Here is a 26253-nt window from a genome sequence, read left to right on the forward strand (position 1 = left end):
CGATGTGGACGATCGCGGACCGCCGTGCGGCGCGGCGATGAAGGTAGGCATACCTTTAGATCTCGTGGACGAGCGGACGGCGTTGGTGACGCGGCGGGGCGAGACTTATGGCGGCCGATCCCGCGAGGAGCGGGCAACGGATCGGCGCGAACGAATCCTCGATTCCGCGCTGCACCTCTTCGGCACCCAGGACTACGACGACGTCACGGTGGCCGAGATCTGCGGCGGCGCGAAGGTCTCGAAACGGTACTTCTACGAGCATTTCGTCGATCGAGCGGATCTCGTACGCGTTTTGCATCGCCGGCAGAACAAGTGGCTGCTCACCGGGGTGGCCGACGCCGCGCCCGAGTCACCGGCCGACCTCGACGAGATGCTCCGGCCGACCGTTCGCCGCCTGCTCGAGCTGCTGCACGCCAACCCCGAGCGCGCCAAGGTCATCTACATCAACGCGCCGCGCATGGAGACGAGGCGGCGGGGCGTGCTCCGGGAGGACGCCCAGTTCCTCGCCCACCTCTTGCGCCGGATGGGGACTCACCCCACCGACCAGCTCCGGTACGAGCGGTTGCTGCTCGCGCTGGTGGCCGGTCTGAGTGAGGTCATCATCGACTGGCTGTCCCGGGGGATGGATGAAGAGGTCGGTCCGCTTGCCGATCATCTGACCGACTACTGCAAGGCTGTGTTGCAGCAGCTCTAGGCAGGTCTTCCGTCCCGCGTGCGTCTCGGCCCGCGCCCACCCGCCGCGCGTCTCGGCCCGCGCCCATCCGCCGTGCGTCTCGGCCCGCGCCCATCCGCCGTGCGTCTCGGCCCGCGCCCACCCGCCGCGCGTCTCGGCCCGCGCCCACCCGCCGCGCGCCGCTCCCGTGCCCGCGGCCGCGGCCGCGGCTACCCCCGCTAGGCGCTCTTGTTGGCGGTGATCTCCATTCCGACTGCTCGGAGGCGGGCCACGAGCGCGTCGCCGAGCGCCGTGGCCGGGGTCAGCACGCCGCCCTCGGACGGCGGCAGGTCGTCGCGATCGTGAACCAGGGCCAGGGCCGACTCGCCGAGCATGACCGCCGTGGCCGCGTAGCCCGGGTCGCCCTTGGCGCGTACGCGTGCGGTGTAGCGGTCGCCTTTGGTCGTCGTCGCGAAGATGTCCATCGTGAAATGCCCCGATTCGCGGGCCCGCTCGTTCGGCCCCTCCCCCGGCTTGGGCAGGACCCGGTCGAGCACATAGCGGGTAGGCGGCAGCGAAAGGCCGGCCATCAGCGCACCGAGTCCGAGCCGGGTGCCGTGCGCGATCACCGGCGAGAGCGGCGACGTGCCCACGCTCATCGCCTCGCGGTAGCGGAAGCTCCGGCCGTACTGCCAGTTACGCAGCGCGTTGCTGCGCCGCACCACCCGGGTGTTGTACGACGCCATGACGAACGGCGCCAGCATGCCCCGCAGCCGCGGATGCACGGTGGAGGCGTCGACCACCGCGGTGTCGTCCTGCCGGCCGAGGTCGGGCTCGTTCGCGCGGTCCGGGCTGAGCGAGTACGGGCTGGCCGCGATCTTCCGCAGCTTCCGGTCCGCCTTGACCATGTCGAGCTGGTGCCGCATCGAGTCGATCGTGCCGCCGCTGAAGCCGCCCTTCATGCTCGTGACGACCAGTGTGGTGTCGGCCAGTTCGCCGGCGTCGTCGGCCTTCACCTGTTGGTCGAGCACGTGCACGCCGATGTCCGACGGGATCGAGTCGAACCCGCACGAGTGCACGATCCGGGCGCCGGTAGTGCGGGCGAGCTCGTGGTTCTCGTCGATGCTGTCCCGGGCGAACAGCACCTCGCCCGTGAGATCGACGTAGTCGGTGCCGGCCGCGGCGCAGGCGCGCACGAGCGCTTTGCCGTATTTCGCATATGGCCCCACCGTGGTGATCACGACTTTGGCGGCGCCGGCGACCTTCTCGAGGGCCGACACGTCCGCGGCATCGGCGACCAGGATCGGCCAGTCAACGCCCAGACGGCCCTTGACCTCGGCCAACCTGCTCTCCGACCGGCCCGCGAGGGCCACCCGTGTGCCTTCCGGGGCGTGCTCGGCCAGATACTTCGCCACCAGCACCCCGACGAAGCCGGAAGCACCGTAGACGACGATGTCGTGATCGCGGACCCGCTCGCTCATGGTCGCCGATTCTCCATCACGTTCCGCCCCCCGTCGCGGCAAGTTACCGATCGGTAATCAGAGATGCATAGCTATCGGTCATTCTCGGCATAAAGAAAGATCAAATAGGTCAATCGGTGAGAAGAACGTCACCTTTCCCGCGTCGAGCTTGGCCTATGCCGCGATTCCGTGGTTACGGTCAGCCGGTCCCGCAATGGCGGGCACCGCGGGTGGACCGCCGAGTCCCTGCCACCGCCCGCCGGAAATCGAACTCGTGGCAGGGAGCGGGGGACCCAAGTTCCTCGGCGCGCGATATGCGCGCCTCGGGGTGAAGCCGCCGAACGAGCGGCCGGGCACCTCAGCCCGAACCCGACAGCTGACCTCGTAGGCGTGGAGGTTTCTCTGTCATGGCACAGATCCGCAAGCATGCCCGCAATCCGCGGGTGCGCAAGCACGCCCGTCTCGCGCTCGGCCTCACGGCCGCCGGCGTGGCGGGCACGGCCGCTCTGCTCGGACCGGCTTCCCCTGCCCAGGCGTCCAGTGTGAACTGGGACGCGGTCGCCCAGTGCGAGTCGGGCGGGAACTGGAGCATCAACACGGGCAACGGCTTCTACGGCGGGCTGCAGTTCACCCGCGGTACGTGGAAGGCCTACGGCGGCACGAAGTACGCGAGCACCGCCAACAAGGCCAGCCGCTCGGAGCAGATCCGGATCGCCGAGAAGGTGCTGGACGGCCAGGGCATCGGCGCCTGGCCGATGTGCGGCAAGAAGGCCGGCTCGACGAAGCACTACACGGCCAAGCACGCCAGCGGCTCCTCGTCGAAGCCGTCGGCCAAGAAGCACACCTCGAAGCACTCGACGACCTCGAAGTCGTCCACTCACAAGACGACTAAGAAGTCGTCGAAGCCGTCGCACGTGGTGACCCGGGCGACGACCGCGAAGGCCACCGGCAAGACGTACGTCGTCCGCTCCGGCGACACGCTGTCGGCCATCGCCACCAAGAACCACATCAAGGGCGGCTGGCACACCCTCTACCAGCTGAACCACGGCACCATCACCAACCCGAACCTGATCTTCCCCGGTCAGCACATCGCTCTCTGATCCACCGCTCGCGACCCGGTCGCCTTCCCCCCGCGGTGGCCGGGTCGCATCCCCACGGTGTTCGATCGCACGGCATTTTGGCCGCGTGTCAGCTTGTCGGCGTGACGAACTCGGGCTGGTCGAGCACGCGTAGCCAACTGCCATCCGACTGGCGGCGCACCACCTGAGCACGCGCTCCGGCGCCGTCCTTGGGCGGCGTCGACGTCAGCGCCAGATCACCACTGATCAAAGTGGGCAGCGGCTGCTCCGGCTGGAACTCCGGCATCTTCGGCAGCACGTCCTCCCAGAACTTCTGGATCGCGGCCCGGCCCACCGTCTGCTGACCGGGCGGATAGGCCATGACCGCGTCTTTCTCGTACAGCAGCGCCAGGCCTTCGGCGTCCTTGGCGTTGGCCCGCTCCACGAACAGACGGGTCAGTTCTTCCGGCTTCATTGCCTTTGCGCGTTCGGTCATGCGCCCACTCTTCGCCGGCCCCGAGCAGAAGTCCAACGCATAGTTCTTGTGGTAACTAGAATCCACAGTTATGGAACTTCGTCAGCTCGAGTACTTCGTCGCCGTGGCCGAGGAGGCCAACTTCACCCGGGCCGCCGAGCGCGTACGGATCAGTCAGTCCGGGGTGAGCGCCCAGATCAAGGCCCTGGAGAACGAACTGGGGTCACCGCTGTTCGACCGGTCGGGGCGGGTCGCGCGGCTGACCCAGGCCGGAAAGGCCGCCCTTCCGTTCGCTCAGGCGGCGCTCACCGAAGCGGAGTCCATGCGCGAAGTGATCGACGCGGTGAACGGGCTGGTCCGGGGCCATCTGACGGTCGGGATGGTTCGGGGCTGCGAGATCAAGCCGCTGTTCGCCGCCATGGCCTCCTTCCACCGCCAGCACCCGTCGATCGAGCTCGAGCTGATCGAGGATGACTCGAGATCGCTCATCAACGGGGTGCTCTCCAGCATGTTCGACATCGCGCTCGTCGGCGTCGCCGGCGAGCTACCGTCGCAGCTGGCCAGCCACGTGATCGCCCGGGAAGGCCTGGTAGCCCTGGTTCCGCCCGGTCATCCACAGGCCGGAAAGAAGGAGTTACCGGTGACCGAGATCTTGTCGTACGCTCTCGTCACGTTGCCCGAGGGAACCGGTATCCGCGCCGCGTTCGACGAAGCGTGTGTGACCGCGGGCAAGTTCCCAGATGTCGCGTTGGTCGCGTCGGCACCCACTGCCGTCGCTGAACTGGCGTCGCGAGGATTGGGCATTGCGGTGCTGAGCGAGTCGATGGCGTCGCTGCACCCGGGATTGGTGGCCGTGCCGATCACGGGGGTGCCGCTGCCGGCGCTGCTCGCTCTGGTGTGGCGGGATCGGACGAGTCCGGCCCTGGCCGCGCTGCTGCCGCATTGCCGACGAGAGTTCGACGAGAGCCGGACGAAGGTTGGTTGAGAACTCCACAGCGACCCACCGGTCGCGCAGAAATCGGTGCCGCCCGGCGGGCGTGGGCGGATAGCGTCGCGGTCATGACCGACACCTCGCTACGGCACCGGCTTCGGGCGGCGCTCCCGGCCGCGATGAAGTCACGCGACCGCGCGGCCACGGCGGCACTGCGCGCCACGCTCGCCGCGATCGACAACGCCGAGGCCGTCGTGCCCGTCGACGGAGCGCCGCAGGGGCTCGCCATCGAACAGGCGCCGATCGGGGTGGGTGCGGCCGAGGTGGAGCGGCGCACGCTTACCGAGGACCAAATCGAGCGGATCGTACGGGCGGAGCTGGCCGAGCGGGAGACGGCAGCCGACCAATACGATCGGGCCGGGCACGCGGACCGGGCGGAGCAGCTCCGCAGCGAGGCCCGTGTGCTGGCGGCGCACCTGCCGCCGGCCTGACGCCATCTCCCCTCACGCCAACGCTCAGAACCGCAGGGCCTCCGCGATGGGAGTCTCGCCGGCGAAGAGCTCGAAGGTGACGCCGATGGTGGTGGGCGCGGTGAGGCAGGCGGCGAGGACGGCGGCCACGTCGTCACGCGGCACGGGTCCGCGGTTACCCAGCGTACGAGAGGCGGTGACCAGGCCGGTGCCGGGGTCGTCGGTGAGCTGACCAGGCCGGACGATCGTGTAGTCGAGGCCGCTGGCCACGACATAGGCGTCCGCTTCCGCCTTGGCCTCGAGGTAGGGCTGCATGGCGCCGGCGGAGGCGGGGTCCTGGGCGCCGATCGAGGAGACCATGAGGTACCGGGTCACCTTCTGGTCCATGGCCGCGTCGGCGAGCTTGACGGCGCCGCCCCGGTCGACGGTGCGTTTCCGGGCCGCACCGCTGCCCGGGCCCGCGCCGGCCGCGAAGACGACGGCGTCGGCGCCCTCGACGTACGCGGAGAGGGACGGATCGTTCTCGAGGTCGCCGATCACCGGGACCGCGCCGACCGAGCGCAGGTCCTCGGCCTGGTCGGGCTTGCGGATCAGGCCGCGGGCGGTGTGGCCGTCGGCGGCGAGCAGCTTCAACAGGCGGAGGGCGACCTGACCGTGGCCGCCGGCTACGAGGATGTCCATCCCTCAGTCATACCCCGGGCGCACCTAGGGGCGATCACCGATTGAGGGCCGCTGATCGCCTGCATAGCGTCACCAGCGTGTCCTTCCTCAACGATCTGCTCGGCGGATTGCCGCCCATCCTGGTGTACGTGGTCGTCGGCGTACTGGTGGCGGCCGAGTCGGCGATCGTCGCCGGGCTGGTGTTGCCGGCGGCCACGGCGCTGATCGCGCTGGGGTTGCTGGCCAACGCGGGCACGGTGCAGATCGGGCCGGCGCTCGCCGTGGCGGTCGTCGCGGCGCTGGCGGGCGGGACGGCGGCCTACCACTCCGGGCGGCGGCGCGGGCCTCGGTTGCGAGTGACCCGGCTCGGCCGGTGGATCGGCGAGAAGCGGTGGGATCGGGCGGAACGGCTCTTCGTCCGGCACGGTGGGCGAGCCGTCTTCCTGGGCCAGTGGATCGTGGGGGCGCGAACCCTGATCCCGCGGCTCGCCGCGATGAACGGGGTGCCCTATCGGCGGTTTGCCGCCTGGCACGCGCCGGCGGCGGTGCTGTGGTCACTGTGGATGGTCGGGGCGAGCTATCTGGCGGGTGCGTCCTACGACCTGCTCGTGGCGCGGGCCGGTCACGCGGGTGGGGCTCTCGCGGTGCTGGCCGTGATCATCGTGGGGCTGATCCTGGCCGGTCGCTGGATCGGGCGGCACCCACGGCCAACCCACGCGCTCGTCGGCCTGCTGAGCCGGCGACGCGCGGTCAAGTCCGGCGGGGCGCTGTCGTCCGGCGAGGCGCTGTCGTCCGGCGGGGCGCTGTCGTCCGGCGAGGCAGGCTCCGGGGTGGCGTCGCCGGTGCGAGGGGACAGGCAAAGCGGGCCCGGGCGGTGGTTCGGCCGGGGGCGGCTGCACGGGCTGGCTCGGAGGCCGGGGGTGGAACGTCTGCGCGGGCTGGCCCGAAGGCCGGGGGTGGAACGTCTGCGCGAGCTGGCTCGCCGGCCGGGCGTCGAGTGGCTGCTCGAGCGGGTGGGGGTGCGGCGGCCACGGCCGGGGGCGGTGGTCGACCTGGGGCTCAGCGTGGTGGCGCTGTTCGGGCTGGCGGCTCTGCTCGTCGTGGTGGTGCCGGTGGTAGTTCGGTTCAGCGGGCTGGCCGACGCCGACGCGGCGATCGGCAGCTGGGCGCGCGGGCAGTGGACGTCGGACGGGTACCTGTTCGCGCTGGATGCGGCCACGTTCGCGGACCCGGGGGTGCTCTTCGCGGTGGCCGTCCTCGTGTCGGTGGGGCGGTGGCTGCTGCGGCGGTGGCGTGGGGAGAGCGAGGGGCTCCTCATGGCGGTGGGACCGGTGGTTCCGGTCGTGGTGCTGGCGGCGGCGATCTCCTGGGCCACGCCGCCCAGCTGGGAGGTCTGGGAGACGCCCGTCTCGGTGGTGTTTCCGTCGGTGACCGAGTTCGACGGGCGCATTCCGTTCGAGGCGGCCGGGCCGATCGCCGCGATGGCGGCCGGGCACACCGCGCAACTGGCGGCCGCGGTCGGGTTGCTGGCCTGGATGCTGGCGGCACACCTGCCGTGGAGGTGGCGGGTCGCGGTCTGGACCGGCGCCGCGATCTACGTGACGGTCTGCGCGGGGTCGTGGGTCTACCTGGGGTGGAGCCGCACCAGCGAGACGGTGGCCGCGGTGCTGATCGGGGCGGCGTGGGCGGCCCTGAACGGCGCGATCTGGACGACTCCGCGCAAGCGTCCGGCGCCGGAACCGGTCCCGGCCGCGCCCGCGTCCGCCGACCTCGCCGCCGCGGCAGTGACCGACGCCGACGCCGACGGCCTCACCGCTCATCGGGTCGACGCGGAAGCCGTCGAAATGACCGCCTTGGCCGCCCGCTGACGCCTCCGATGCACTTCGAGCCGCGGGGGCGGTGGCGTGACGGGGATTGCTCAAGTCCGGGGGTGGGTGGGCGATAGGGTCCCCGATCCCCGGCGGGCACCGGCCGCCGGGTGGGAGGAGGCACGGTATGGCCGGCACCAGCCTCGCGGTGGCGCGGGTGGAGGCGTTTTCCGTGGCCGAGATGCTCGAGCTTGCCGAGAGCAGCCGGGTTTCGGGGGACTACCGGACCGGGTCGGCACTCGCCCGGCGGGCCGCCTCGCTGGCGGGTGAGGTGGGTGATCCGGGCGGGCAGGCCGCGGCGCTCCGGTCGCTTGCCAACCAGCTCCTGCGGCTCGGGGAGCTCGAGGAGGCCGTCGCCGCCTGCCGGGAAGCGGTCGCCGTGCTGGAGGGGATCGGCGACGAGGCCGGCATCTGCCAGGTGCTTACCGTGCAGGCCATGCCGCTCAACGAGCTCGGCATGCACGAAGAGGCCCTCGACGTGCTGGCCCGGGGGCGGGACATCGCCCAGCGGCTGGGCGATCGGGACCTTCTCTACTGGGTGCACAACCGCACCGGGGTGGTGCACGGGAGCCTGGGCGACCGAAATCTCAGCACCGAATATCTGATGCGGGCGCTCACGATGGTCGCGGGGATGGATACGGAGGCTCGGTTCTGCATCCTCAATAACGTCGGGGACAACGCGATCTACCAGGTGGCCCGGCTGCGGGCGGACGGTGACCTCGACGGCGCCGGGGAGACGCTGCGCGGGGCGCTGGGATACGTCGAGGAGGCGTTGCGGCTGGCCCGGGAGGCGGGCAACCCGTTTCGGGAGTCGATCAGTCTCGACAACTACGGCATGCTGCTGGCGCTGGACGGGGAGTTCGAGCGGGCCGCCTCGCTGATCGTGCGGGCCCGGGAGATCGCGACGGAGTTCGGGTATCGCTCGCTCGAGTCGTCCACTCTGGAGCACGAGGCTCGGATCCGGCTGATGCGGGGCGATCTGGCGGCGGCGATCGACGGGTTCGTGGCGGCGCTCGATCGGGCCCTCATGGCGGGCGAGAAGCCGATGGCCATGGAGATTCACCGGCAGCTGTCGGAGGCGTACGAGCTGGCGGGTGACGCGGTGGCGGCGCTTCGCCATTACCGGGCGTTCCACGTGCTGGAGCGGGAGGCGCACAACGACGTCGCGGCGGTTCGGGCGCGGATGGCGGTCCACGCGTTCGAGCTGGACAACGCGCGGCACGAGGTCGAGCTGCACCGGGAGCGCAGCGTCGAGCTCGAGCGGCAGGCCGGCGAGGACGCGCTGACGGGGCTGCCGAACCGGCGGTTCGTGGACCGGGCGCTGCCGGAGCTGGCAAGCAGGCTGGCAGACCGGGTGGGCGGCGAGCGGGCGGGACAGCACGTCGGCGGGCTCTGTGTGGCGGTGGCCGACGTCGACCGGTTCAAGCAGGTCAACGACCGGTTCGGGCACTTCGTGGGAGACGAGGTGCTGCGGCGGATTGCGGGCATCTTCCGGGCGCATGTGCGCGACGGTGATCTGGTCGCGCGGTTCGGGGGCGAGGAGTTTCTGATCGCCTTCACGGGGGCCGGCATGGCGGACGCCGAGGCGCGATGCGAGGTGCTTCGGGCGCAGGTCGCGGCGTACGGCTGGGAGGAGATCGAGCCCGGGCTGAGCGTGACCATCAGTCTGGGGTTGGCCGAGGTCGCCGGCGGGGACGAGCTGGCGAGCGCGATGACCCTTGCCGACCAGCGGCTCTATGCGGCCAAGCGGGGCGGGCGCAATCGGGTGGAAGCGGGCGGAGGCGACGCCGACACCTCAATGTGGACCCAGCGATAGGCGATCGCCAGTCGGCCACGGTTGGTTGGTGGCTCCTGCTGACCGACGCCGGCATGGCGGCGGTCAAGGCGCGGTTGCTGGTCTGGCCGTCCGCTCTATCCGAGGCGGCCGACCGCGCCGTAGATGGCTACGTCCGCGGCGGTCGGCCGGTCGGCCTCGGAGCGTGACGGGCGCCAGTCACTGACCGCGACGATGCCGGGCTCGATCAGCTCGAGGCCGTCGAAGAACCGGCCGAACTCGGCGGCGTTGCGGGCCCGGGCGTCGGTGCGGCCGGAGGCGAGCAGCTCCTCGTGCTTGGCGACCTGCTCGGGCGGCGCGAAGTCGAGCGTCAGGTTGCTGGCCACCAGGTAGCCGCCGGCGGGCATCGCGTCGAGCAGGCGGCGCACGACGGCCGCGGCCTGGTCGTCGTCGTGGATGAAATGCAGCACCGCGACCAGCAGCAGCGCTACCGGCTGCTTCGGGTCGATCACGGCCCGGAACTCGGGGTGCGCGAGGATGTCCTCGGGCGAGCGAAGGTCGGCCTCGACGTAGCCGGTGCGGCCCTCGCGGGCGCCGACCGTCAAGGCGCGCGAGTGGGTCATCACGATCGGGTCGTTGTCCACGTAGAGCACGCGGGACTCGGGCGCGATCCGCTGGGCGATCTCGTGCGTGTTGTCGGGAACCGGGAGGCCGGTGCCGATGTCCAGGAACTGTCGCACGCCGGCGTCGGCCAGGAACTTCACGCTCCGGCGCAGGAAGTCGCGGTTTTCCCGGGCGGCGATGCGCGCGGTGGGGAACGCCTTGGCCAGCAGATCGCCCGACTCCCGGTCGGCGGCGAAGTGGTCCTTGCCGCCGAGCCAGTAGTTGTAACGGCGAGCCGGGTGCGCCACCGAGGTGTCGATCCGATCCACGATCGAACTCTAGCCGGTGGATCGGTCCTCTTTGGAAGATCACCGACTTGGAAGATGACCGACTTGGAAGATCACTGAGGGGTACGCGACGGGCGGCGTCCGGAGCTGACGCCCGATGGACCGAAAGCATTCGACCGTACTCGGGCGCGGGGCACGGCGCAGCGATCGAGCGCGCCCAGGGTATCGGCGACCATCGCCTGCGAGCCGAAGACGTAGAAGTCGTGGTCGTTCCAGGGGCCGTGCCGGGCCAGGACCTCCGCGATCCCGGCCTGGTCGCCGGCCTCGTCGGGCTCGTCGCTGGTGGCGCGCACCACCGAGAGCCAGGGGTGCCGCCGGGCCAGCTCGTCCACGCCGGCGCGGTCGTAGAAGTCGCGGCAGCGGCGCTCGGCGCGGAACAGGTGGATCCAGCGGGTGCGATTGAAGGCGGTCAATTCTTCGATCAGGGCCTTCGCGGGGGCCAGGCCCGTGCCGCCGGCCACGAAGACCAGGTCGCGGCGCGAGAACGGGTCCAGCACGAGGGAGCCGTGCGGGCCGCCCAGGCGCAGGACGTCGCCGGGCTTGAGGCGGCGGACCAGCGCGGCCGAGACGCCGGCCGCGCCGGTCGCGCGGACGTGGAACTCCAGCACGCGGTCCGGCCGCGGCGCGTTCGCGATGGCGAACGCCCGGGATTGCCACGGCCGGTACGGGCACTCGATCGTCACGTGCTGCCCGGGGCGGAACGGCAGAGGCTCTCCGGTGCGGCACGTGAACACGGCGACGTCCGCCCCGCGTCGCTCGTGCGTGAGCACCTGGGCATGCCACCCGTCCACGCCGTTCAGCGTCGTCGATCACGAGCAGCGGCGACGTACAACCAGTGCGACTCAGCTCGAAAGGTCAGACAACGCCACGTCGGGGTCGGCCAAACGGCGCTGGTCGACCACGGCACCCGCGCGGATCAGCGCCTCGATCGGCTCGGTCACGTCCCAGACGTTGACGTTCATGCCGGCCGCGACCTTGCCGTCGACCAGCCAGAACGCGATGAACTCCCGGGTCGCGAGGTCGCCGCGTACGACAACTTGGGGTTTCGCATCCGGCGCCACCCAGCCGGTGTACTCCATCCCGAGGTCGAACTGGTCGGTGTAGAAGTACGGCAGCTTGTCGTAGCTGATGTCCTGCCCGAGCATCGCCTTCGCCGCGGCCGGGCCGGTGTTGAGCGCGGTCGCCCAGTGCTCGACCCGGATGCGGTGCCGGAGCAGCGGGTGGTCGATGTTCGCGATGTCGCCGGCCGCGAAGATGTCTGGATCGCTGGTGGCCAGCCGCCGGTCGACGAGCACGCCGTTGTCGACCGCGAGGCCGGCGTCCGCGGCGAGCCCGACGTTGGGCGTGACGCCGACGCCGGCGATCACCACGTCGGCTTCGAGGGTGGTGCCGTCGGCGAGGCGTACGGTATCGCCCTCGATCGCCTCGAGGCGGGCTCCAAGATGGAGGGTCACGCCGTTGGCTCGGTGCAGGTCGGCGAAGACCTGGGCGATCTCGTCGCCGAGCACGTTCTGCAGCGGGAGCGGGGCCATCTCGACGACGTCGACGGTGGCGCCCCGGGTGCGCGCGGCCGCCGCGACCTCGAGGCCGATCCAGCCCGCGCCGATGACCACGACGCGGCTGCTGCCGGTGACCGCGTCGGAGATCCGCTTCGAGTCGTCGAGCGTGCGCAACAGCAGGGCGGCGTCGCCGCCGGAAACCGGAAGCCGGCGCGGGGTGGATCCGGTGGCGAGCAGCAGTTTCTCGTACGCGATGACCTCGCCACGGTCGGTATGAATGGTCTTGCCGGCCCGGTCCACGGCGGTGACCGTCGTGCCGGTGCGGAGCGTGATGTCGTGCTCGGTGTACCACTCCGTCGAGTGCACGAAGGGACTGTCCGGCTCGTCCGTCCCGAGCAGGAGGCCCTTGGAGAGCGGCGGTCGCTCGTACGGCCGGACCGCCTCGGCGCCGATGAGCGTGACCGGGCCCGCGAAGCCCTCGTCGCGCAGGGTTTCCACTGCCTTGGCGCCGGCCAGGCCGCCGCCCACCACGACATACGTCATGACCCCATCTTTGCAGCAGAACCGCCCGAAAGCGCAATCTAAAATACGTGGACGCGGTCTAAATGTGCGGGGCGGCGCTCAGGAGGCGGCCTTGGCCTGGAGCGCGGGCGCGGCTCAGAAGGGCGGCGACGGCGCGGCCTGCGGAGCGGGCGGCGGCCCGGCGGAAACAGGGGCGGCGGGAGCGTGAGCGGCGGGAGCGAGGACCACGGCCATCACGCTCGGTTGCATGATCTCCTGACACATGCGGGCCATCTCGGCCGGGCCGTGCGGGAAACCGGCCCGCACCCACCAATCGAGCAGGCCGACCAGGGCCGACGCGTGGTACTGGGCGACGATCTCGACCGGCTGGCGCGTGCCGTGCTCGGCCAGGTGGTCACGCAGCGCGTCGTAGAGCAGGCGGTGCAGGTGGGCCGTGCCGACCGCCTGGTAGACGCGCTGATTGCGGTATGCGTGGGCGAACATCACGCCGAGCGGGTCGGCGCGGGCCGTGCGGTCCATGCCGCTCAGCTCGCGCTCCAGGTCGCCGCGCAGGTCGTCGAAGCAGGAGGCGAACAGGGCGTCCTTGTCGCGGTAGTGGGCGTAGAACGTGGATCGGCCCACGTCGGCCCGGTCGAGCACGTCCTGGACGGTGACCTTCTCGTAGCCACGCTCGGTGATGAGGCCGACGAGCGCCTCCTGCAGAGAGCGACGGGTGCGACGGACGCGCCGGTCATCGTTTCCGGCCAATTTCCCCACCTCTGTTCGGTACGGGACGGATGCCCCGGATCGACCGTTGACCCTCACCAGCGTAATCGAACACGCTGTTCGTAAGCGAACGTGATGTTCAGGAGGAGTCATGGAAGCTCACATCTTCAGCCACGCCGACACCTACGACCGGCACGCCGGGCGGCTCGGCGCCCGGCTCTACGCACGGGTGGTCGACGACGCCGCCGCGCAGGACCTGCCGGACGGCGCCCGGGTGCTCGACGTCGGCACCGGGCCCGGCCGGATCCCCCGCGCGCTCGCGGCCCGGCGTCCGGGCTGGACCATCGACGGGATCGACCTCGAACCCAAGATGATCGAGTACGCCCGGGGCCGCGACCCGGAGAACCGGGTGACCTTCACGGTCGGTGACGTCGCGGCACTCCCCTACCCGGACGCCAGCTTCGACCTGATCGTCTCGTCGATCAGCCAGCACCACTGGGCCGACGTCGAGGGTGGGATACGCGATCTGCGGCGGGTGGTGCGGCCGGGCGGACAGGTGTGGATCTACGACGCACGGTTCGCGCTGAAGAAGGCGGTGCGGGCGGCGGAGAAGAGCTTCGCGTCGGTGCGGAAGGAGCGGAAGTCGCTGTTGATCGCCCGGCTAACCGCCCGGGCGTGACCGATCCGGCACGAGCGGCCACTCGGGCGGGGGCGAGGTGGGCGCGGGCCAGGAAGAGGGAAGAACCGGCTCGGCATGGACCCGGCTAACCGGCCGGCTCGGGAGGCGAACCGAGATGGACGGCGCGTCGATGACCGAGGTGGCAGAGGTGGCCGGGTCGGCGAGGGCGGAGGAAGGAGATGGAACGGCAAGCGGAATCCGGTGCCGGCCCACGGAACGGCGGTCATCCCAGCGCCGCTCGGCTCGGGGCCAATAGCCGGGGCGGGGGGATCGGCGGTCGCCGCCCTCGCGGCGGCGGTCGGGGATGAAGCCGGACATCTCGATCGTCGCGCCGACCCACAGGAGGTCGGTGTCTACGCGTACGGGCTGGGTGCGCTTGTCGGTTGCTCGGTTTTCGGCGCCGATCGTGAGGAGCACCCGGATGAACCACACCAGCGTCGCCGCGCCCGCCAGTGCTCGCAGCGTCAGGGTCACGGCGTTCTCCGACACCAGCGCGGAGGCCAGCGTCAGGGCCGCGGCCACGCCCAGCTGCAGCTTGAGCCGGAGCGGCGAAGGGGACACCTCGGCCCGCCGGCCGACCACCTCGAGGCCCAGATAGAGGAGGACGTACGCCACCAGCGTCGCCAGCGCGCAGCCCTCCAGGCCGAACGACGGCACCAGCCACAGGTTGAGGGCGACGTTGGCCACCGCCGCCAGCAGCGTGGTGACGGCCGCCGCGCCGGTGCGGCCGTCCGCCATCAGCGTGCGGGTCACGGCCAGCTGGCCGGCGTACGGGATCGCCGTGATCAGCACGAGGCAGACGACGAAATGCAGGTCGGCGGGGTGATAGGAGGACGGCGCCCAGATCCGCAGCACCAGCGGGGCCCCGCACGCGAAGCCGGCCACCACCGGCAGCATCAGGCGGTAGAGGGCGTCCCGGCTCGACGCCAGCACCGTGCGGCGCTCGGCCTCGTCCGAGATGCCGAAGAAGCGCGGCATCCAGGCCGAGTTGAGCACCGACAGCAGCAGCATCGGCATCGACGCCACGTTGTACGCGACCTGGTAGCGCGCCACCGCCTCGCTGCCCATCTGCGCCTCGACGATGAGCCGGTCGGAGACGGACAGCACGAACGTGCTCAGCGCCGCCGGCACCAGTGGCAGCGCGAACCGCAGGGCGCGATCCAGCACGAAGAGGTCGCGCATCAGCATCAGCATCGGCGGCGCCACCACGAGGCCGAGCAGGGCCGCCACGAACTGGGCCGCGACCTGGCCGCCCAGGAAGGCCTCGGCGGTCGGCCGGTAGAACTTGACCAGCCCGAGCGCGAGCGCCTCGGCCACCACCGACTGGATGAAGCTCACCGCCCCGAACATGGCGAGCTTGTCGAGGCTGCGCAGCAGGCCGAGCGAGATGGTCGTCATCGCCGACGAGCCGGCCCACAGCACCGCCCAGCGCAGCGCCGTCTGCTGGTCGCCCATCTCCAGCGCCGGCGCCCAGATCGGCACCGTGAACCAGAAGGCGGCCGAGATGCCGACGGTGACCACGAGCGACGCGAAGACCAGTTGATAGGCGCCGCGCGGGTTGCCGAAGGTCGAGTACTCCCGCTGCACGGCGGTCTGCAGGCCGAGGCCGGCGAAGACGAACAGCACCTGCATGACGGCGTTGGCCGAGGTGATCGTGCCGAATTCGGAGAGCCCGAGGACCCGGGTGGTGACCGGGGTGAGGAGGGCCGCGCAGATGATCTGCACGGCCCACATCAACATGTAGAGCGAGTCGCGTCCGAAGAGCTTGGCGACGTGACCGGCGGGCTCGGAAGCCATCAGGCTCCCGTGTACTCGAACATCACCGTGCCGTCCGACGAGTAGACGATCTTCCAGAGCGGCGAGGCGGCGAACTCGTCGCGCAGGGCGGCGAAGCGGGACGGCAGGTGCAGGCCGTACTCCCAGCCGTAGTACGACGACGTCGGCGACCAGAACGCGTACAGCCGATCGGTGGGGTCGGTCGAACCGGAGTAGGCGACCAGTTCCTCGGTCAGGCGCTCGACGTCGGACTGGGTCGGCGCCTGGTTGATGGTGAAGCCGTAGTCGGTGTCGATGTCGCCGCGGTAGACCGAGATGTGGTCGTTGGGGCCGGTGATCGGCCCGCTCGGCAGGTCGCCCGGGCCGATGATCAGGCAGTAGTTCACGGCGCCGGCGGTGGCGGTCTGCGCGTACATCTGGAAGCCCTCGCGGTCCGCGCGGCGCATGACGTTGGACGCGTCGAGGCTGAACGTGCCGATCAGGAAGTCGAAGGTCAGCACCGCGATGATCAAGCCGCGCGGGAATGCACGCCACACCGGGAAAGCCTGCGCGGCCAAGACGGCAAGCCACGGCAGCGCGAACAGGGTCGCCCGGAAGATCCCTTCTTTTCCGTACGGGTGCACGACGATGATCGCCACCCCGGCCCCGGGCGCACAGGCCAGGGCCCAGGTCGCCAGCGAACGGCGACGACGCCAGAGCGTCACCAGACTGAGCACGCCAAGGATCATGAGGCTGAACGCCAGCCCGGCCTCGGTGGCAAGGAAGACCGGAAGCTTGCCGAGCCCGCTGGCGGCGGCGGGCGTGGGCGGGGCCAGGTTGTTGCCGGCCCGCCCGAGATCCTTCAGGTCGACGAACTTGGACAAATCTGCCCAGTTCACGGCCGCCCACAATCCGGCCGCCCCGAGCACGATGCCCGGCAGCCACCACGGCTTGACCGCGCGCAGCACGACGAGCACGCACAACGCGCCGCCGATGATGTACGGGCTGAGCTGATGGGTGATCGCCACGGTCACGGCGGGCACGGCGATCGCCGGGATCTTGTAGCGAAGCGGCATCGTCGACAGCGCGAACCCGAAGATCAGGATGCCGAGCGCGAAGCCCACCGACTGCGGCGAGAAGTAGTCCTGACCGATGGTGTCCGGCAGCAGCACGAAGATCACGGCGAGCCAGACGAGGTTCCGGTCCTTGATCAACTGGCCGGCGAAGTAGCGCATGGCCGCGATCCGGTACAGGCCGATCAGCACCGGCCAGGCGATCGCCAGGTTGATCGAGTCGCGGATGCCGGCCACCTGCGCCAGCCACGCCATCCCGGAGAAGAAGCCGGGCCAGCCGTTGTAGACGTCGACGGTCGACTGCAGGACGTGCTGCTGCCGGATCTGCTCGACCAGCTCGACGTGCTTGGCCGCGGACTGGATGCGCGGCAGGTCGTAGAGCAGCGCGGAGGTGCCGGTCAGGACGATCAACAGCAGGACGACGCCGATTTCGTACGCGCGGTAGATCGCCAACGAGAGCACGATCAGCGCCAGCCCGATGTACCAGAGCGGCCCGATGCGTACCAGGAATCCCCAGAGCCCCGGGTCGAGGTGGCGATTCATGAGCGCCGCCACCAGGCACAGGATCGCGCCGGTCGCGGCCATGATCTCGCCCGGCCCGATCGTGAGGCGCAGCGGCGTCCGCCTGGTTCTGAGAACCGCCGCGACGTGCAGCCCGGCCGTGACGACACCGACGATCCACGTGGCCAAGGTGGGCCGCCACCACCCGGCGTCGAGCATCACCGCCGACAGGATCACCAGGATGCTGATCGAGGCGCCGGTGCTCAGCGCGAGCCGCAACGGCAGGCCGATGCGCGGCAGCAACGCGAAGGGCGCCGCGCCGATGCCGAACATGAGGTACGCGACGAAGCCCACCGCGCGCATCCAGTCGACGCCGGCGACCAGCCCCACCACACCGAGGAGGAGGGCGAACAGGCTGGCCGCCGAGATGATCAGGCGATCGCGGCCGGTCTCGGCGTGGACGCGTGCGGGCGCAGTGGAAGGCGCGGGAGCGAGCAGCGTGGTCACGAGCCCACCGCCCGGCGGGCGCGCAGGTAGAGCACCGGTCCGGCGAGGTAACCGGCGAACTCGCGGCGCATCGCCCCCGAGGGTGCGGCGATCGCGTCGCCGAGGCGCTCGTTGGTCTGGGTGCGAATCCGGGCGATCTTCAAGACCCCGGCCGGGACCCGCTTCAGCAACTGGTTGCGGGTGGAGTCGTTCATCAAGAGCTTCATGAGGTACGCGGTGAGCCCCGTCCCGTATCCGTACATCTGCTTGAGCAGCGACTGCTCGTCCGCCCGGTGGTGGTGCCAGACGACCGCCGACGGCTCGTAGGCGATGGCCCCACCGTCGAGCAGGACACGGACGAAGATGTCGAGGTCCTCGCCGCCGCGGGTGAGCGTGCCCGCGCCCAGCGCCTCGTCGAAGCCGCCGATGCGCACCAGGCGCTGCCGGTCGAAGGCGAAGCTCGCGCCGGTGCCGAAGATGCCGGCCGAGAACGGGTAGAGAACGCCGTATTCGTCGCGCATGGACATGTCGAAGAACTGCGGCTCGCACCGCGTCGACCAGGAGGCGAGCCGGGCGTCGAAGTACGCCTCGGAGCCGTTGCTGATCGCCGCCGTGCAGACCAGCCCGGTCACGCAGGCCACGTCGGGCCGGCGCTGGAAGCCCCGGACCAGCCCGTGGATCCAGAGGCTGTCCACCGCCACGTCGTCGTCGGTGTAGGCGAGGTACCGCCCGCGGGCCGCCGCGAGACCGGCGTTGCGCGCGCGGGACAGCCCCGGCCGCGGCTCGCGGACGTAGCGGAACCGGCGATCGTCGGCCGCGTACTTCCGGACGAGCGTCTCGGTCGAGTCGTCGCTCGGCGCGTTGTCGACGATGACGAACTCGACCGACGGATAGGTGACGGCGGCCAGCCGGTCGAGGCAGTCCGGCAGCGACTCGCTGCGGTTGCGGGTGCAGACCACCACCGAGACGAGGTCGTCGGCGGCCACATGGTTGGGGCAGGTGCGGGTCTGCGCCGCCGCCCGCCAGCCGGCCCGGTCGGCCTCCTCGGGGATCGGCGCGCCTTCCTCGATCAGGTGCGCGACCAGCGGCCGGCCGAGCTCGCGCCAGGCCGCGGCCCGGATCTGGTCGACGTCGCGGGGCGTGCCGGTGCGCGCCAGCGTGACGTAGCCGAGCGGCTCGCCGTGCAGCCGCACCAGCACTCGCATCGCGACCTCGTCGCGCGGCGGCACCATCGACGAGGTCGCGTCGCCGGCCAGGTCGAAGTCGCAGCACCAGATGCCGGTGCCGGGAGAGGAAGTCATCGCCATGGCTCCATCGGGGTGGGGATTTCGGACGCGCGCCAGGACGCTGCCGGCGAGGCCGATCAGCTCGCGGCGGACCAGATCACGGGGGCGGAGGGTGTACGGGTCGGCCAGCTCGCGCAGCAGACCGGCGGGCGTGGTGTCCTGCCGCACCTCGACGCGTGGCACGGCGAACCGGGCGGCGCGTCCGGGCTCGCGGACGTCGGTGGTCAGCGCGAAGGCGGCGGCATATCCGGCGCGGCGCACCCGGGAGCGCACCCGCCGGTCGTGCTCGCCGTGCGGATAGGCCAGGAACCGCGGGGCGCCGAGGCCGAGCCGGGTGAGCGCGTGGCGGGACTCGGCCAGGTCGGCGCGCAGCTCGGCGTCGCGCAGGGTGGTGAGATGCGCGTGACGGCGGGTGTGTGAGGCGATCTCCCATCCCGTACGCCGGAGGCCGCCCAGTTGTTCGGCGGTGAGCAACGGCAGCTTGACCGCTCCCCGCGCGACGTCCCAGGCGTTGTAGCCGCCGATCTCGTCGCTGACCGCGCAGACGACGGCGGGAATGCCGAGCTTCTCGAGCAGCGGCGCGGCGTTGGTCAGCGCGCTCTCGTAGGCGTCGTCGAACGTCAGCAGCACGCTGCGCGGCTTGAGCGGCCGGCCGTCGAGGTGCTCGAGCAGGTCGTCGCCGTCGATGAAGTTCCAGCCGGCGTCGCGCAGCGCCTCGATCTGCCGCTCGAACAGCTCGGGCCCGACGCTGTAGGCGGCGATCCGCGGGTCGTCGACGTCCTCGATCGCGTGGTACGCGAGCACCCGCACGCCGCTGCCGGTGTCCCGGACCAGCCCGCCGTGCGCCCGGGCCCCGCCCCAGTAGGCGATGTCGCGCAGCTTGGCGAAGAGCAGCTCGGTGGCGAAATCCATCCGGCCGCGGTCGACCCGCGCGACGACCCGGTCGACGACCGCCCGGAACGGCGCCGGCGGCAGGGTGGACAGCGCCTTGGCGAGCCGGCCGTCGAGGGTGCCGCCCCGGTGGCCGCGGTCGAGCACGGCGCCGAGGCCGGGGTGCTTGCGCGAGAGCAGGGCGTCGGAGCGGCCGGCCTGCGCCCACTGGCGGATGTTCTGGCCGGCGGTCACGACGTACCGCTGGTAGGAGATCGCGCGAGGGCTGAACCGCAGGCGGGCGCCCTCCTGCAACAGCCGGTAGACGAGATCGGTGTCCTCGCCACCGAACGTGCCGTCGGCGGTCAGCACGCCGTCGAACCCGCGGATCCGCGTGAACCATTCCGCCCGTACGGAAAGCTGGCCGGTGAGAAAGTCCTCCACGCCGAGGTCGCCGCCGGAGAGATCGAGCCGATGCCGCCGCTCGGCGGCCCACCGCTCCACGCCGCGGGTGAGGATGTTGACCGGCGAGCGCTCGTCGATCCGGATGTGACCGACCACCGCGTCGGCGCCCGCGAGCAGCGTCCGCTCGTGCTGGATGATCAGGTCGGGCTCGACGATCATGTCGTCGTCCAGGAACAGCAGGAACTGCCCGCGCGCGGCGGCGGCTCCGGCGTTGCGGGCCGCGGCGGCGCCCTGGTTGGCCTGGTCGATCACCGTGATCGGCAGCGGCAGCGTTCGCTCTTCCAGAGCCTCGACGGTGCCGTCGGTCGAGCCGTCGACGACCACGATGAGCTCGCACGGCCACGGCCGATCCGTCGCGGCGATCGACGCCACGGTGTCCAGCAGAATGTCCCGCCGGTTATAGGTGGGAACAATGATGCTGAAGCGGAACGGGATTGCGTTCACGCCTTGATTCTCCCCGGCATTTCCCGCCATTGTGTGGTTTATGCCGCAGCCGTGGTGAGGGCGCCGCGCCGGAGCGACTCGACGGCATATCCCAGAACCGTGCTGCTCAGCCCCAGGACGACGACGCCGGCCCGCACCAGCCCGCCCGGGTCGCGCGGCGTGACGGCGATCCCGCGCAGGACGGCGGCCGGCAGCGTCTCGCGCACGTAGGTCCGCTCGGCGGAGAGGCCGGCGGCGGCGCCGCGCAGCAGCGAGACGATCCGCTTGGACCGTCCCTCGTGATAGCAGCGACGCACGAAGTAGCCGACCGTCTGCCGGGCCGCCGGGACGTGGTGGTCGACCGCCGTCGACGGGTCGAGCACGACCGTGCTCGCCGGGTCGTGCGCGGTCACCCGGATGCAGAACTCGGTCTCCTCGCAGCCGACCGGGGTGGCTCCGACCCGGCCGATGGCGTCGGAGAAGCCGCCGACCTCGGCGAAGACCGACCGGCGTACGGCCATCGAGGCGCCGATCGGGTTGCGCACCGTGGTCTTGATCTCGGGCTGGCCGCGGTAGCTGCAGCCGACCACCCAGCCGAACTCGGCCGGGAACCAGCGCGGCGGATGCCCACCGGCCCAGTCGGCGACCACGGCGGTGCCGGCCACCGCCACCTCGGGGTTCGCGAAGATGCCGCGCAGGCCGTCCAGCCAGCCGGGGCGGGCGGCCGCGTCGTCGTCGAGGAAGGCGACCACGTCGCCGCGGGCGGTCTCGACGCCGGTGTTGCGCGCGTCGGACAGGCCCTGCTTGCCGGCGTTGGCGACCACGACCGCGCGGGGGAACTCGGCGCGGGCGCGGGCGAGCAGCGCCTCGTGGTGGTCGATGACGACGACCAGCTCGTCGCCCGCGCGCAGCTGCCGCTCGACCGACGCGCACGCGCCGCGGAAGTCGTCCCAGCGCCTCTCGGTGTAGCTGCAGATGACGACGCTGATCGAGGGCATGCTGGCTCGTCCTTCCCGCCGTATCTCCGGTTCGTGGCGTCCGGAGATACGGCGGTCGAGCCCGCTTTATTAAGGCAATGGCGAAACTATGTCCGCCCGGATCGAATCGGACTTTCAGTCGAAGTTCAGGCCACCGGAGCGGGTGCGCTTGAGCTCGAAGAAGTCGGGGTAGGAGGCGAGCGCCACGGCGCCGTCGAAGACCCGCAGCGCGTCCTCGCCACGCGGGATGCTGGAGAGCACCGGCCCGAAGAACGCGACGCCGTCGATGTGGATCGTCGGGGTGCCGACGTCGTCGCCGACCGGGTCCATGCCCTCGTGGTGGCTGCGGCGCAGCTCCTCGTCGTAATCGGTGCTCTGCGCCGCCTCGGCGAGCTCGGCGGGCAGGCCGACCTCGGCCAGCGCCTCGCGGACCACGGCCTCGAAGTCCTTGTTGCCCTGGTTGTGGATGCGGGTGCCGAGCGCGGTGTAGAGGTCGGCGAGGATCTCGTCGCCGTGCTTCTCCTTGGCGGCGGTCACGACGCGCACGGTGCCGAGCGAGCGGTCGATGAGCTCGCGGTACCACTCGGGCAGCTCGCGGCCCTCGTTGAGCACGTAGAGGCTCATCACGTGGAAGCGGAGATCGACGTCGCGCTGGCGCTTGACCTCGAGCATCCAGCGGGAGGTGATCCAGGCGAAGGGACAGGCGGGATCGAAATAGAAGTCGACTTTCGTCACGCTCCGAACGTTACGCCCGGGCCGGGTCCTTCGTCTGATCCAATTCCGGCCTTTCCCGTTGGGCCAGTGTGATTGCCGTCGCTTCGACGCCCGCCATGATCACGTCGACCCCGAACCGGTAGTACCGCTCGGTGTCGGGCTCCTTCGCGTAGGTCGCGCCGAAGGCGACCATCATCGGGTACTTGTCGGCCGGCAGGCTCTCGAGCGCGAGCCGCCGCTGCCGGCGCCACTCGGGCGCGGCCGCGGCCGGCACGTTCATCGGGCAGTCGGGCTGCGCCTGCACCAGGCCGATCGCCGAGTGCAGCAGGTGCGAGGCCACCCAGTAGGCCTCCTCGACGTCGAAGCCGCCGCGGGTGAGCAGGGCCAGCGCGTCGTTCGAGGCGCGGGTGAAGCTCTCGCCCTCGTTCTTGTCGACGGCGTGCATGAGGTCGGGCAGTGAGGGGTGCTCGCGCATCACCGTGACGAGCGCCACGACCATCGCGCGCAACTGTTTGTTCCACGGGTCGGTGGTGGCGCGATCGGACCGGACCGAGTCCAGCGCGTGGTCGACGATGCCGAGCAGCAGCTCGTCCTTGTTCTTGAAATGCCAGTACAGAGCCATCGGCGTGACACCCAGCTCCTGCGCGAGCCGGCGGATGGTCACCGCCTCCACGCCCTCTTCGTCGCCGAGGCGCAACGCCCGCTCGGCAACTGCCGCCTTGCTCAATCTCTCGGTCGCCACTTGACAACCATACAACGTACAGGTCTGATATACGAAGTACATGTACGGCGTACAAGGACGTCGTACAGGGACGCTGTACAGGGGGATTCCCGTGGAGAAGAACCGCCGGTGGTGGGCGCTCGTGGCGGTGGCGCTCGGCACCTTCATGACCTACCTCGACAACAACGTGGTCAACGTGGCGCTGCCCTCGATCCAGCGGGACCTGGACCTGAGCATCTCCGGACTCGAATGGATCGCCAGCGCGTACGTGCTGGTCTTCGCCGGCCTGCTGCTCGCCGGCGGCCGCATCGCGGACGTCCTCGGCACCCGCACCGCCTTCTTCGGCGGCCTGGCCATCTTCACCGCCGCCTCGGTCGCGGCCGGTCTCGCGCAGAACCAGGAAATGCTGATCGGCGCCCGCGCGGTGCAGGGCATCGGCGCCGCGCTGCTGACGCCGGCCTCGCTGGCCCTGATCCCCCAGCTGTTCCCGAACCCGCGCGAGCGGGGCACGGCGATCGGCATCTGGGGCGCGGTCGGCGCGCTCGCCCTCGCGATCGGCCCGTTCACCGGCGGCTGGCTCTCCCAGCACGCCTCGTGGGGCTGGATCTTCCTGATCAACGCCCCGATCGGCGTGGCCACCGCGATCCTGACCGCGGTCAGCGTCCCGGCCACCCGGCGCGGCCTGGCCCGCGGGTTCGACCTGCCCGGCGTGCTCACCTCGTCGGTGGCGCTGTTCGCGCTGACCTACGCCCTGATCGAGGGCGAGTCCCGCGGCTGGACCTCCGGGGTCATCCTGGCGTCGTTCGCCGTCGCCGCCGTCTCCGCGATCGGCTTCGTGGTCGTCGAGCTGCGCTCGGCCAACCCGATGATGAACCTGGGCATCCTGCGTCAGCGCGTCTTCACCGGCGGCCTGCTCGCCATGGGCCTGTGGGCGTTCGGCGTCTTCGGCATCTATTTCTACACGGCCATCTACCTGCAGAACGTGCTCGGCTTCTCGCCGACTGAGGCGGGCTCGGCGTTCGTCCCGATGGCGCTGGTCATGGCCGTGGTGGCGACGCTGGCCCCGCGGCTCGAGGTGCGCTTCGGCGCCGCCCGCACGGTCGCCCTGGGCCTCGGCATCATGGCCGTCGCGATCTTCGGGATCTCCGGGTACGGCGAGGGCACCACCTACACCGACCTGCTCCCCTGGTTCCTGTTCTACGGCGTCGGCGGCGGCATGCTGGTCCCGCTGAACAACGTGATCGTCGGCGCGCTGCCGGCCGAGCGGGCCGGCGTCGGATCGGGCATGCTCAACGTCTCCCGCGAGGTCTTCGGCCTGCTCGGCATCACGATCCTCGGCGCCATCCTCACCAACCGGTCGAACGCGGCCTCCGGCGCCGAGCTGCACCGCTACCTCTCCGGTTACCAGTTCTCGCTGGTGGTGGCTGCGGCCCTGGTCGCCGTCGGCGTCCCGGTGGCGCTCTGGTCGCTGCGCTCGGTGCGCCCGGCGCCCGAGGTCGTCGTGGAGGAGCCGCAGCTCGAGCTCGTCTGAGCCGGCTCCGCCCGTGGGGCGGCTCGTCCGAACCGGCTCTGCATCGGGGGCGGCTCGTCCGAACCGGCTCGGTATCGGGGGCGGCTCGTCCGAACCGGCTCTGCATCGGGGGCCCGCGGCCAACTCGGCCGCGGGCCTCCGCCGTGCCATCCATACCGGCGCTATCGTGCGGTGATGGCGATCGAGGATCCGACGGCCCGGGCCCGGCGGGTCTGGGACACGATGGCGCCCCGCTATGACCGGGCGATGCGGTTCGTGGAGCGCACGTGGTTCGCCGGCGGCCGGGAGTGGGTCTGTTCGCGCGCCTCGGGGGCGGTGCTGGAGGTCGCGGTCGGGACCGGTCTCAACTTTGCGCTCTACCCGGCGTACGTCCGGCTGACCGGTGTTGATCTTAGTCCGCGGATGCTGGAGTTGGCCTCGGCGCGGGATCTCCCGTCAAGTCTTGCGGTTGCCGACGCCTCGGCCTTGCCGTTCTCCACATCGTCCTTCGACACGGTGGTCTGCACGTTGTCGCTGTGCACGATCCCGGATCCGCGGACGGCGATCGCCGAGATGCACCGGGTGTTGCGCCCCGGCGGCCGGTTGTTGCTGCTCGATCATGTGGGAAGTCCATGGTGGCCGGTCCGGGCCCTGCAGCGGTTCGCGGAGGTCTTCACCGCGCGCTCCGGCGAGTATCAGACGCGCCGGCCGTTGCCGCTGGTGGTGGGCGCCGGCTTCGAGGTGACCGAGACCGAGCGGCTCAAGCTGGGCACCGTCGAGCGAGTCGCGGCCCGCCGTCGTTTGTGACGTTTATGGCCGCGCAGGAGGGTGAGCAGCGCCGGGCCCTGCAGTCCCGCACCGATTCCGGCGAGCAGACCACCGGGCAGGTACGTCTCCGACTTGGCCGGAATGGCGTACATGATGAGACCGACACCGGTCAGATAGACCACCCCACCGACAATGGCGCGAGCGAGGGTCCGCCTCCGTGGGAGAGTCACCTGGGCCAGACTAGTGCGCCCGGTACGGATAGATCTTCACCCAGTCGATGTCCATCGAAACTTTTTCCGGCGTCTCCCCGTTCCGGCAGGGGATGAAGTCGTTGCAGCCCTGGTCGAGCTGCAGCGCGAGGTGCATGCGCGACTCGGTGGGCAGCCCCGCGTCGAAGGTCTGCTCGGTGACCCGGAAGGTTTCCGCGCCGTCGAGGTAGTAGACGACGCGGTCCGGCATCCAGTCGACGGCGACGGTGTGGAACTGGGTGAGGTCCGTCGGCGTGGAGCTGCCGATCTTGTCGTCGTCCGGGCCGTGGTGGAGGTAGTGCAGCACGGACTGCCGGCGGGGGTCGTTGACCTCGGCGATGTCGATCTCGCCGACCCGTGGCCAGTCGTCGTTCTCCAGCGGCCAGAGCAGGACCTCGGCGGAGTAGCCGGCGCCTTGTTGCACCCGGAATCGCACTTCCCAGCGGCCGTACTTGAGCTGCCGGGTGGACATCAGGCCGGCGCCCACGTCCTTGCCCGTGGTTGGGTCGTTGCCGCCGGTCAGGTGCAGGAGGCCGCCGCTCTGGGTGACGGCGGCGCTGCTGCGGGGCGGCTCCTTGTCCGGAGAGTCGTAGACGAGCCAGTCCTGGTCGTTGAGCGCCGCTCCGTCGAAGTCTTCGACGATCACGGTGGGGGGCGGCTCTCTGGTGCTGCTCGCCGGGAATCCGGCCGTGATCGTGGCCACGGCGACGACCGCTACGGCGATCGCGGTTTTGCTCATCGGACCATCCTCCG

Annotated in this window: 23 protein-coding genes and 1 riboswitch; of the genes, 9 read left to right on the forward strand and 14 right to left on the reverse strand. The window is 70.8% G+C overall.

Going from position 1 to position 26253, the window contains the following annotated elements; all coding sequences use genetic code 11:
* Positions 1-64 precede the first annotated feature (64 nt).
* Positions 65-694 (forward strand): TetR/AcrR family transcriptional regulator, encoded by a 630-nt coding sequence (locus ACZ6TB_RS42065; protein ID WP_465565209.1) that lies wholly within the window; start codon positions 65-67, stop codon positions 692-694.
* Positions 695-891: 197 nt separating this feature from the next.
* Here ACZ6TB_RS42065 and ACZ6TB_RS42070 read toward each other — a convergent pair whose 3' ends face one another.
* Positions 892-2133 carry a saccharopine dehydrogenase family protein gene (locus ACZ6TB_RS42070; protein WP_465565211.1) on the reverse strand — a complete coding sequence of 414 codons (1242 nt, stop codon included), beginning with the start codon at positions 2131-2133 and terminating at the stop codon, positions 892-894.
* A gap of 226 nt (positions 2134-2359) precedes the next feature.
* A riboswitch (cyclic di-AMP (ydaO/yuaA leader) is annotated at positions 2360-2518 on the forward strand.
* Between the two features lies 1 nt (position 2519).
* Between ACZ6TB_RS42070 and ACZ6TB_RS42075 the strand changes: the two genes are divergently transcribed.
* The gene (locus ACZ6TB_RS42075) at positions 2520-3212 is read left to right on the forward strand and encodes a transglycosylase family protein (protein ID WP_465565213.1); all 693 of its coding nucleotides are present in this window, start codon (positions 2520-2522) and stop codon (positions 3210-3212) included.
* 88 nt (positions 3213-3300) lie between these two features.
* On the opposite strand, the gene ACZ6TB_RS42080 is transcribed toward ACZ6TB_RS42075, so the two are convergent.
* Positions 3301-3645 (reverse strand): YybH family protein, encoded by a 345-nt coding sequence (locus tag ACZ6TB_RS42080; protein ID WP_465565578.1) that lies wholly within the window; start codon positions 3643-3645, stop codon positions 3301-3303.
* A gap of 91 nt (positions 3646-3736) precedes the next feature.
* Between ACZ6TB_RS42080 and ACZ6TB_RS42085 the strand changes: the two genes are divergently transcribed.
* Together ACZ6TB_RS42085 and ACZ6TB_RS42090 are read left to right on the forward strand one after the other, a co-directional pair.
* Positions 3737-4630: a LysR family transcriptional regulator gene (locus tag ACZ6TB_RS42085; protein ID WP_465565216.1), complete on the forward strand. Its 894-nt coding sequence runs from the start codon at positions 3737-3739 to the stop codon at positions 4628-4630.
* A gap of 74 nt (positions 4631-4704) precedes the next feature.
* Entirely contained in the window at positions 4705-5067 is a 363-nt protein-coding gene (locus ACZ6TB_RS42090; protein ID WP_465565218.1) for a GatB/YqeY domain-containing protein, read from the forward strand.
* Positions 5068-5091: 24 nt separating this feature from the next.
* On the opposite strand, the gene ACZ6TB_RS42095 is transcribed toward ACZ6TB_RS42090, so the two are convergent.
* Positions 5092-5727, reverse strand: coding sequence for an SDR family oxidoreductase (locus tag ACZ6TB_RS42095; RefSeq protein WP_465565221.1), 636 nt, complete (start codon positions 5725-5727; stop codon positions 5092-5094).
* A gap of 77 nt (positions 5728-5804) precedes the next feature.
* Here ACZ6TB_RS42095 and ACZ6TB_RS42100 point away from each other — a divergent pair, with 77 nt between their 5' ends.
* Positions 5805-7574 (forward strand): VTT domain-containing protein, encoded by a 1770-nt coding sequence (locus tag ACZ6TB_RS42100; RefSeq protein WP_465565224.1) that lies wholly within the window; start codon positions 5805-5807, stop codon positions 7572-7574.
* 127 nt (positions 7575-7701) lie between these two features.
* Positions 7702-9390 (forward strand): tetratricopeptide repeat-containing diguanylate cyclase, encoded by a 1689-nt coding sequence (locus tag ACZ6TB_RS42105; protein WP_465565226.1) that lies wholly within the window; start codon positions 7702-7704, stop codon positions 9388-9390.
* A 95-nt stretch (positions 9391-9485) separates the two neighbouring features.
* Here the strand turns inward: ACZ6TB_RS42105 and ACZ6TB_RS42110 are convergent, their stop codons facing one another.
* The 4 genes from ACZ6TB_RS42110 to ACZ6TB_RS42125 form a co-directional block, all read right to left on the reverse strand.
* Positions 9486-10280 carry an SAM-dependent methyltransferase gene (locus ACZ6TB_RS42110; protein WP_465565228.1) on the reverse strand — a complete coding sequence of 265 codons (795 nt, stop codon included), beginning with the start codon at positions 10278-10280 and terminating at the stop codon, positions 9486-9488.
* A 71-nt stretch (positions 10281-10351) separates the two neighbouring features.
* Positions 10352-11089, reverse strand: a complete 738-nt coding sequence (locus tag ACZ6TB_RS42115; protein WP_465565231.1) for an FAD-binding oxidoreductase — start codon at positions 11087-11089, stop codon at positions 10352-10354.
* Between the two features lie 51 nt (positions 11090-11140).
* Positions 11141-12340 carry an NAD(P)/FAD-dependent oxidoreductase gene (locus tag ACZ6TB_RS42120; RefSeq protein WP_465565233.1) on the reverse strand — a complete coding sequence of 400 codons (1200 nt, stop codon included), beginning with the start codon at positions 12338-12340 and terminating at the stop codon, positions 11141-11143.
* Between the two features lie 114 nt (positions 12341-12454).
* Positions 12455-13066, reverse strand: coding sequence for a TetR/AcrR family transcriptional regulator (locus ACZ6TB_RS42125; protein ID WP_465565235.1), 612 nt, complete (start codon positions 13064-13066; stop codon positions 12455-12457).
* Between the two features lie 109 nt (positions 13067-13175).
* Between ACZ6TB_RS42125 and ACZ6TB_RS42130 the strand changes: the two genes are divergently transcribed.
* Positions 13176-13703 (forward strand): class I SAM-dependent methyltransferase, encoded by a 528-nt coding sequence (locus ACZ6TB_RS42130; protein ID WP_465565238.1) that lies wholly within the window; start codon positions 13176-13178, stop codon positions 13701-13703.
* Here the strand turns inward: ACZ6TB_RS42130 and ACZ6TB_RS42135 are convergent.
* The 6 genes from ACZ6TB_RS42135 to ACZ6TB_RS42160 form a co-directional block, all read right to left on the reverse strand.
* A complete protein-coding gene (locus tag ACZ6TB_RS42135) occupies positions 13686-15500 on the reverse strand; it encodes a lipopolysaccharide biosynthesis protein (RefSeq protein WP_465565241.1) in 1815 nt (604 codons plus the stop codon). The two genes, ACZ6TB_RS42130 and ACZ6TB_RS42135, sit on opposite strands and share 18 nt — an antisense overlap.
* Positions 15500-17539 (reverse strand): hypothetical protein, encoded by a 2040-nt coding sequence (locus tag ACZ6TB_RS42140; RefSeq protein WP_465565242.1) that lies wholly within the window; start codon positions 17537-17539, stop codon positions 15500-15502. Before ACZ6TB_RS42140 ends, ACZ6TB_RS42135 begins: the two co-directional genes overlap by 1 nt.
* Positions 17536-20583 (reverse strand): glycosyltransferase, encoded by a 3048-nt coding sequence (locus tag ACZ6TB_RS42145; RefSeq protein ID WP_465565244.1) that lies wholly within the window; start codon positions 20581-20583, stop codon positions 17536-17538. The genes ACZ6TB_RS42140 and ACZ6TB_RS42145 overlap by 4 nt, the downstream gene beginning before the upstream one ends.
* Positions 20584-20621: 38 nt before the next feature.
* On the reverse strand, positions 20622-21560 hold the full coding sequence (locus ACZ6TB_RS42150) for a glycosyltransferase family 2 protein (RefSeq protein WP_465565246.1): 939 nt from the start codon (positions 21558-21560) through the stop codon (positions 20622-20624).
* A gap of 114 nt (positions 21561-21674) precedes the next feature.
* Complete coding sequence (locus ACZ6TB_RS42155) at positions 21675-22274, reverse strand: mycothiol-dependent nitroreductase Rv2466c family protein (RefSeq protein ID WP_465565247.1); 600 nt, start codon at positions 22272-22274, stop codon at positions 21675-21677.
* Between the two features lie 10 nt (positions 22275-22284).
* Positions 22285-22995, reverse strand: a complete 711-nt coding sequence (locus ACZ6TB_RS42160) for a TetR/AcrR family transcriptional regulator (protein ID WP_465565250.1) — start codon at positions 22993-22995, stop codon at positions 22285-22287.
* A 91-nt stretch (positions 22996-23086) separates the two neighbouring features.
* Here ACZ6TB_RS42160 and ACZ6TB_RS42165 point away from each other — a divergent pair, with 91 nt between their 5' ends.
* Together ACZ6TB_RS42165 and ACZ6TB_RS42170 are read left to right on the forward strand one after the other, a co-directional pair.
* Entirely contained in the window at positions 23087-24505 is a 1419-nt protein-coding gene (locus ACZ6TB_RS42165; RefSeq protein ID WP_465565252.1) for a DHA2 family efflux MFS transporter permease subunit, read from the forward strand.
* 174 nt (positions 24506-24679) lie between these two features.
* Positions 24680-25291, forward strand: coding sequence for a class I SAM-dependent methyltransferase (locus ACZ6TB_RS42170; RefSeq protein WP_465565255.1), 612 nt, complete (start codon positions 24680-24682; stop codon positions 25289-25291).
* 201 nt (positions 25292-25492) lie between these two features.
* Here the strand turns inward: ACZ6TB_RS42170 and ACZ6TB_RS42175 are convergent, their stop codons facing one another.
* On the reverse strand, positions 25493-26239 hold the full coding sequence (locus tag ACZ6TB_RS42175) for a glycoside hydrolase family 16 protein (protein WP_465565258.1): 747 nt from the start codon (positions 26237-26239) through the stop codon (positions 25493-25495).
* Positions 26240-26253: the final 14 nt, after the last annotated feature.

This window comes from Actinoplanes sp. NPDC051537 (assembly GCF_055586105.1).